General features: G+C 29.2%; 8 protein-coding genes. 7 read left to right on the top strand and 1 reads right to left on the bottom strand.

What is annotated here, in order from left to right; genetic code table 11:
- Positions 1–250: 250 nt before the first annotated feature.
- Both KPL54_RS06775 and KPL54_RS06770 read left to right on the top strand, forming a co-directional pair.
- Positions 251–1132: a DNA-3-methyladenine glycosylase family protein gene (locus tag KPL54_RS06775; protein ID WP_216105846.1), complete on the top strand. Its 882-nt coding sequence runs from the start codon at positions 251–253 to the stop codon at positions 1130–1132.
- 87 nt (positions 1133–1219) lie between these two features.
- A complete protein-coding gene (locus tag KPL54_RS06770; protein ID WP_216105845.1) occupies positions 1220–1933 on the top strand; it encodes a TVP38/TMEM64 family protein in 714 nt (237 codons plus the stop codon).
- A gap of 19 nt (positions 1934–1952) precedes the next feature.
- On the opposite strand, the gene KPL54_RS26465 is transcribed toward KPL54_RS06770, so the two are convergent.
- Positions 1953–2873, bottom strand: a complete 921-nt coding sequence (locus KPL54_RS26465; RefSeq protein ID WP_216105844.1) for a TIGR01906 family membrane protein — start codon at positions 2871–2873, stop codon at positions 1953–1955.
- A gap of 79 nt (positions 2874–2952) precedes the next feature.
- Between KPL54_RS26465 and groES the strand changes: the two genes are divergently transcribed.
- From groES to KPL54_RS26720, 5 genes are all read left to right on the top strand, one after another.
- On the top strand, positions 2953–3240 hold the full coding sequence (groES, locus tag KPL54_RS06760) for a co-chaperone GroES (RefSeq protein WP_171299175.1): 288 nt from the start codon (positions 2953–2955) through the stop codon (positions 3238–3240).
- 77 nt (positions 3241–3317) lie between these two features.
- Positions 3318–4946: a chaperonin GroEL gene (groL, locus tag KPL54_RS06755; protein ID WP_216105843.1), complete on the top strand. Its 1629-nt coding sequence runs from the start codon at positions 3318–3320 to the stop codon at positions 4944–4946.
- 103 nt (positions 4947–5049) lie between these two features.
- Positions 5050–5262 (top strand): hypothetical protein, encoded by a 213-nt coding sequence (locus KPL54_RS06750; protein ID WP_216105842.1) that lies wholly within the window; start codon positions 5050–5052, stop codon positions 5260–5262.
- Between the two features lie 176 nt (positions 5263–5438).
- Entirely contained in the window at positions 5439–6134 is a 696-nt protein-coding gene (locus tag KPL54_RS06745) for a response regulator transcription factor (protein WP_216105841.1), read from the top strand.
- Positions 6127–7530 (top strand): sensor histidine kinase, encoded by a 1404-nt coding sequence (locus KPL54_RS26720; protein ID WP_216105840.1) that lies wholly within the window; start codon positions 6127–6129, stop codon positions 7528–7530. The genes KPL54_RS06745 and KPL54_RS26720 overlap by 8 nt, the downstream gene beginning before the upstream one ends.
- Positions 7531–7532: the final 2 nt, after the last annotated feature.

The following is a 7532-nucleotide window of genomic DNA, read 5'->3' as shown; positions in this document are numbered from 1 at the left end:
ATGAAACTGGATTAACATCTAAAAAGAATGTATATGCTGGTGGAGATGCAGTTTCAGGAGCAGCTACAGTTATACTAGCTATGGAAGCAGGCAAAAAAGCTGCTAAAGCTATAGATGAAATGTTAACAAACTAATAAATTGGACTTAAATAACTCCATAAACAAAGGTTTATGGAGTTGTTTTTTAAAATAATGAATTTTATTATCATTTATTGGTATATTATAATAAGGATTAAGGAAAGGAAAAAAATATGGATTATAAAAAGGTTGAATCATTTGATAAGGGTATTATCATAAAAGGTGTAGATAACTTCGAATTAGCTCATATATTCGAATGTGGGCAATGTTTTAGATGGAACAAGCAAGAGAATGGTAACTATATAGGAGTGGCATATGGAAAGGTAATAGAAGTAGAAAAAAATGAGATGGAAGTAAAAATATATAATATAAATGAAGAAGAATTTCAAATGATTTGGTGTGATTATTTTGATCTTAAAAGAGAGTATACGGTTATTAAAGAAAAATTTCGAAAAGATCCACTTCTTGAAAGATCAGTTAACTTTGGTTATGGGATTAGACTACTTCAGCAGGAACCATTTGAACTTACAATATCATTTATAATTTCTTCAAATAATAGAATACCTATGATAAAAAGAGCTATAAATAGGTTAAGCGAAAAATGGGGAAAAGCAATAGAATATAAAGGTGATACATACTATACGTTCCCAACAGCAGCAGAATTAGATAAAGCATCTATTGAGGAAATTCAAAGTTGTGGTCTAGGATTTAGATCTAAATATGTAAAGGATGCAGTGCATAGAATATATGCAGGTGAAATAAACTTGGAATTTATTAAATCATGTGATGATGATATTTGTCACCAAGAGTTACAAAAACTAAGTGGTATTGGACCAAAGGTTTCTGATTGTATCATGTTGTTTTCCATGCAAAAATATTCTGCTTTTCCAGTGGATGTATGGGTTAAGAGAGCAATGCAGTTTTTTTATTTAGCACCAGATGTGTCACTACCTAAAATAAGAATTTTTGCTAGAGATAAGTTTGAAAACTTAGCAGGTTTTGCACAACAGTATTTATTTTATTATGCGAGGGAAAATAATATTAAAATAGAATAAATTAATGAAAATTAAGCAAAATAAAAGATAAGATATAAAATTATGGACTACTATTGAACCTTATAAAAATGAAGAGGATGGAGAATTATGAAAAGAGTATGGGATTATATAAGGATAAAGCTGTTAGGGCATAAACAACATATAGTAATAATAGCAATTTTGTTGGTTTTCATATGTATAGGATATGAGTATTCTTTCAAGTATTCGTATATAATAAAAAATCCTAATATAATGAAAGATATTGTTCTTTCATACGGTAATTTCAGTATTTTAGTCTTCATACTTATGCAGGTTTTACAAGTAGTAGTTTTTTTTATTCCGGGAGAATTTATACAAATTGCTGGGGGATATATTTTTGGTGTTTTTTGGGGTGGAGTGATATCTTTAATTGGGATTACTTTAGGAAGCATAATAGTATATTTTATTGCTAAGGACTATTGCAAACCATTAGTGGAAAAACTGATGTTAAAAAAGGAAGTAAAATTCTTTAAAAAAATATTAGATGTGGGAAGTAAAAGGATTGTTGTATTCATATTTTATTTAATTCCGGGAATACCTAAGGATGCACTAGCGTATATATGTGGTGTATCAAATATTTCTTTTAAAGATTTTTGCATATATTCAACACTAGGCAGAGTTCCAGGGGTTTTTATATCATCTTATTTTGGGGGAAAAATATATTCAAAAGATGTTACAAGTTTAATAACTATAGGCGTAATAATGAGCTTTTTATTCATAATAGGAATTTTAAAAGGTAATATTATAATTAAAAATATGATTAAAAAGAAAAAAACATATTAAAAGCACACCCTTATAAACATTATAAAGAATGTGACTTTTTAGCTGTTTTATATATAAAACTCAACGTTATGCTGCACATGGTTATTAAAAAAATCATTAATATAGCACAGTGAAAGAAAAAACTTTGAGGTAGGATTGTTATTATCGGGTCTGATTTAATATCAAAGAGCCAATAATCATTGTTAAAGAAGATGTGATGAAAAGTTGTAAAACTTTTATCAAAATTAACTAGAAAGGGTATAAGCAATAGCATCGGTATGACAATAAGGGAAATGGAACTAGTTAATAGATATCTTATTGTTTTCCGTTTTTTATTTATAAGTATTCCTATAATACTTACTAATATTGAAAAAAATAGCATTATTTTGAGTTTATCAAATATTACTTTAACTTCTTTAAAATGAATTTTACCATGAATAGATGATGGTAGTGTTGGGAGATTAAATTCTTCGTTTGTATTTTGAGTTAAATATGTGATAACATAATTATAATTGGATTTTAGTTCGCTTTTATTTAAGCCCGAAGAATTTTCAATATTTAATATTCCAATATCCATATAATACAAGGGTTTAAAAAGTAAAGTAAAATATACACTCAAAATTAAAAAAGAAAACATAAAACTCGAAATAAAAACCGCCTTATATAAAAATTTAATAAAGGCCTTTATATTCCTAATAATAAAGGTTACAGAAAAGCAGTTAATAATCGATCTGTTTAAAACATTCACAAAATCACCTCTATTAGTAAGTATAACTGATATACATAAATGTATACAAGAATAAATAAATTCATAAAAATTGCATAAATTGGAATGAATAAAGCAAATGAGAGAATAACTACGAAATACGGTGGTTATAAAACATAATTTGTTTGTATGGTTATAAATGGAATAATATGTAGAGTGGTTGAAGTTGCTATTATACTGATTATTAATTATCATATAAGTTATAGAACATATTAGCACTCGGATACGCTGAGTGCTAACAAAAGGAATAAAAATATAAAAGGAGGGGTTTAAAATGAACATTAGACCACTTAGTGATAGGGTATTAATTAAAAGGTTAGAAGCAGAGGAAACTACGAAAAGTGGAATAGTTCTTGCAGGAGCTTCAAAGGAAAAACCGCAAGAAGCTGAGGTTATTGCAGTAGGACCAGGAAAAACAGAAGATGGAAAATTAATTAAAATGGAAGTTAAAACAGGGGATAAAGTATTATTCTCTAAATATTCAGGGAATGAAATAAAATATGATGGTATTGACTATATCATATTAAAACAAGAAGAACTATTAGCTATAATTGAAAAATAATATTTAATTAATCGCAAAAATGATTAAATATTATTATTAATTATATTTAATCATTAACACACAAGGAGGGTTTTTAAATGGCTAAAAATGTATTGTTTGGAGAAGAAGCAAGAAGAGCTATGCAAAGAGGTGTAGACAAACTTGCAAACACAGTAAAAATAACACTAGGACCCAAAGGTAGAAATGTTATTTTAGATAAGAAATTTGGATCACCATTAATAACAAATGATGGTGTTACTATAGCAAGAGAAATAGAACTTGAAGATCCGTTTGAAAATATGGGAGCACAACTTGTTAAAGAAGTTGCTACAAAGACTAATGATGTAGCAGGAGATGGAACAACTACAGCTACATTACTTGCTCAGGCTATAATAAGAGAAGGTCTAAAGAATGTTACAGCTGGAGCTAATCCAATGATGATTAGAACTGGTATAAAAATGGCTGTAGATAAAGCAGTTGAAGAAATTAAAAAAGCTTCTAACCCAGTAAGTGGTAAACAGGATATAGCTAGAGTTGCATCTATATCAGCTAGCGATGAAGTAACAGGTGCTTTAATAGCTGATGCTATGGAAAAAGTAGGTAATGAAGGCGTTATAACTGTAGAAGAATCAAAATCTATGGGAACAGAACTTGACGTAGTTGAAGGAATGCAGTTTGACCGTGGATATTTAAGTGCATATATGGTTACAGATACAGAAAAGATGGAAGCAAATCTTGAAGAACCATATATTTTAATAACAGATAAAAAAATAACTAATATACAAGACATACTTCCAATACTTGAGCAAATTGTTCAGCAAGGTAAAAAATTGTTAATAGTTGCAGAGGACATTGAAGGGGAAGCTTTAAGCACATTAGTTGTTAATAAGTTAAGAGGAACCTTTACTTGTGTAGGCGTTAAAGCTCCAGGTTTTGGTGATAGAAGAAAAGAAATGCTTCAAGATATAGCAACTCTAACTGGTGGAGAAGTTATAAGTGAAGAACTAGGAAAAGAATTAAAAGATGTTACTGTTGAGATGCTTGGAAAAGCTGAAAGTGTTAAAATATCTAAAGAAAACACTACAATAGTAAATGGAAAAGGCGATAAGAACGCAATACATGATAGAGTATCTCAAATTAAAAAACAAATTGAAGATACTACATCAGATTTTGATAAAGAAAAATTACAAGAAAGACTTGCTAAACTTGCAGGAGGAGTAGCTGTAATAAAAGTTGGAGCTGCTACTGAAACTGAATTAAAAGAGAAAAAATTAAGAATAGAAGATGCTCTTGCAGCTACAAAAGCAGCAGTTGAAGAAGGAATAGTTCCAGGTGGTGGAACAGTTTATATTAATGCAATTACTGAGATTGCTAAATTAACTTCAGATGTATCAGATATTCAAGTAGGTATCAACATAATAAAGAGAGCTTTAGAAGAACCATTAAGACAAATCGTTACCAATGCTGGTGCAGAAGCTTCAGTTGTAATAGAAAAAGTTAGAGAAAGCGCTGGAGAAATTGGATATGATGCGTTACATGATAAATTAGTGAATATGAATAAAGCAGGAATTGTTGACCCAACAAAAGTTGTAAGATCAGCACTTCAAAATGCGGCATCTGTTGCAGCAACATTCTTAACAACAGAAGTTGCAGTTGCAGATATTCCAGAGAAAAATCCAGCACCAATGGGTGGAGCACCAGGAATGGGAATGGATGGAATGTACTAAGAAAAAATAATATTCTAATTAATTAGAATAAAATATATTAGAATAAAAAAATTAACTAGATTATATCTAGTTAATTTTTTTATTGCAATTTTTGGGGGGAAGAATGAAAATAATCCCTGCGGGACTGGGATATATGGGGGACTTTTCAGTTGACAAATACAAATGTATAGAGTACATTGATAAATGTAAAATGCTTTCAACTGTAAAAAAGTTTATTGACTATATCAATGAAAATCCAAGAGATTACCAATGGTTAGATATTAGTTCTAATCTATCAGTAAATGAAATTAAAGTACCTTTGCCTAACCGGGAATAATCAAGAAGGTTTGGTATTATAAGAAAAAAAATAAAATCTAAAAATATAGATCAAATGATGATTGAAGAATTTGCGATTATCAGGTTATTGTCGCAATTTTGACTGGAATATTATTATTAACCTCAGATTTCTATCATATTTCTAAACTACACACGCTATTTTAAGGATGGTCTTATATGGATGAAAATGAATTCAGTATTTTAATTGTTGAAGATGATGAACAAATTAATGATGCACTTAAAATCTATTTATTGAGGGAAGGATATAATACACTTCAAGCTTATGATGGAAAAGAAGCTTTGGATATATTCACCTTAGAACTGGTAGATTTGATTTTGCTGGATATTTCACTTCCTAAAATTGATGGAATAGAAGTGCTTAAACAAGTGAGATCAATATCAGATGTACCTATTGTTATGCTGACAGTCTTTTCTAAAGAATACAATAAGCTCCAAAGTTTTGAGCTTGGGGCAGACGATTATATTACAAAGCCCTTCAGTCTTAAGGAAGTAGCAGCTAGAATTCAAGCAGTTCTAAAGAGAATGAAAAAAGTAAATAGAACACAAAGATCATATATTAATGTTGGAAAAATTAGAATTAATCCATTTACTAGAGAAGTTTTTGTAGATGTTAATGAAATTTCACTTACAAAAAAAGAATTTGATCTTTTATTTATTCTCGTAAATAATTATAATATGACTTTTTCAAGAGAAAAGCTTCTTGAAAAAATTTGGAACGATAAGGATGTCAATGATTTCAGGACCGTTGATACACACATAAAACAACTAAGAGAAAAGCTTGGTCATGAAAAAGGATGTATTCAAACGGTTTGGGGAGTTGGATATAAACTCAAGGTGATGAAAAGTGAATAAAATAGTTGGTAAATTATGGGCATCGATTGTTTTAATTATTGTCATTATTTTTGCAATTTCATGGATTTTTCAAGTTGTCTTTTTAGAAAAATATTATATTTCCCAACGTACTAAGGTAATGGAACATGAAATTAAGAATGTTTCATCCATGATTGAAAATAATAGTTCATCAAATGATGTATTAAATGAAATTATAGATTTTGGTCCTACATATGATTGCATAATTATTGTGACAGATGAAAATTTTAATATAAAGTATACCTCAGCTACAAAAGTAAAGAATAGCGAGCGAATTATACAAGAAAGTATTAATTGCATAAAAACTAAAATACAACCCCAAACACAAGAAATAGTTAAATCATTTAAATTAAACGGCACAATATTCAATTCTATCGTAATGGGGAATTCAGTAAATGATGCTAAAAAAGGATATGTAATTGTTCAATCCACAATTGGGAAAATTAATGAAACAACATCTATTTTAAAGCAACAGTTAATGGTTATATGTTTAATTTCGTTGTTTATTGGAAGTTGTATCGCCTTTATATTAGCAAATAAGTTTTCTAAACCTATTTTAAAAATCAATACGGCTTCTAAAAGAATTGCTGAGGGATATTTTGATACAGTAATTTCTGTTCAATCAAAAGACGAAATAGCAATGCTTGCTCAAACAATTAACTATATGGCTAGTCGATTAAAACAAACGGATAATATACAAAAGAAGTTTATAGCCAATATATCTCACGAACTGAAAACTCCAATCAGTTGTATTAGAGCATACGGAGAGTTATTACATGATTGTGACACCATAGAAAAAAAAGACAAAGACAAATATGCTGAAATTATTATAATGAATTCTAAAAAGTTAACTACTATGGTGGAAGACATTCTTGAATTATCTGAAATTCAGTCAGGAACCTATGTTCTTGAATTATCTTCATTTTGTCTTATCGTTTTAATTAAGGATATTATAAATGATATGCAGGCTCTAGCAGCAGAGAAAAATGTGCAGATTGTCCTAAAAACCTTTAATGATAAACTACTCATAACTGCAGACAAAGATAAAATCCATTCAGTGTTTTGTAATATATTGCAAAATGCTGTTAGACATTCTCATTTAAATGGTATTGTTGAAATTAAATTAATATCTACAACACCCAATATAGATATTAGTATTATCGATAATGGAGAAGGAATTTCTGAAGATAAGCTGCCATATATTTGGGATCGTTTTTACAAGGTTGATAAATCTAGAAAGAGTGGGAAAAGTGGTGCAGGACTTGGTATGGCAATTGTTAAGGAGATTTTTGAGTTGCACCATTACAAATACGGAATTGAAAGTCAAAGAGATGTAGGTACACGGGTATGGTTTATCATACCAAAGAAAGATAGTTAAAC

This window comes from Clostridium estertheticum (genome assembly GCF_018861295.1).
Taxonomy (GTDB): Bacteria; Bacillota; Clostridia; order Clostridiales; family Clostridiaceae; genus Clostridium_AD; species Clostridium_AD estertheticum_D.
The sequence above is the reverse complement of the archived record's forward strand: the minus strand, read 5'-3'. Positions and strand labels throughout refer to the sequence as shown.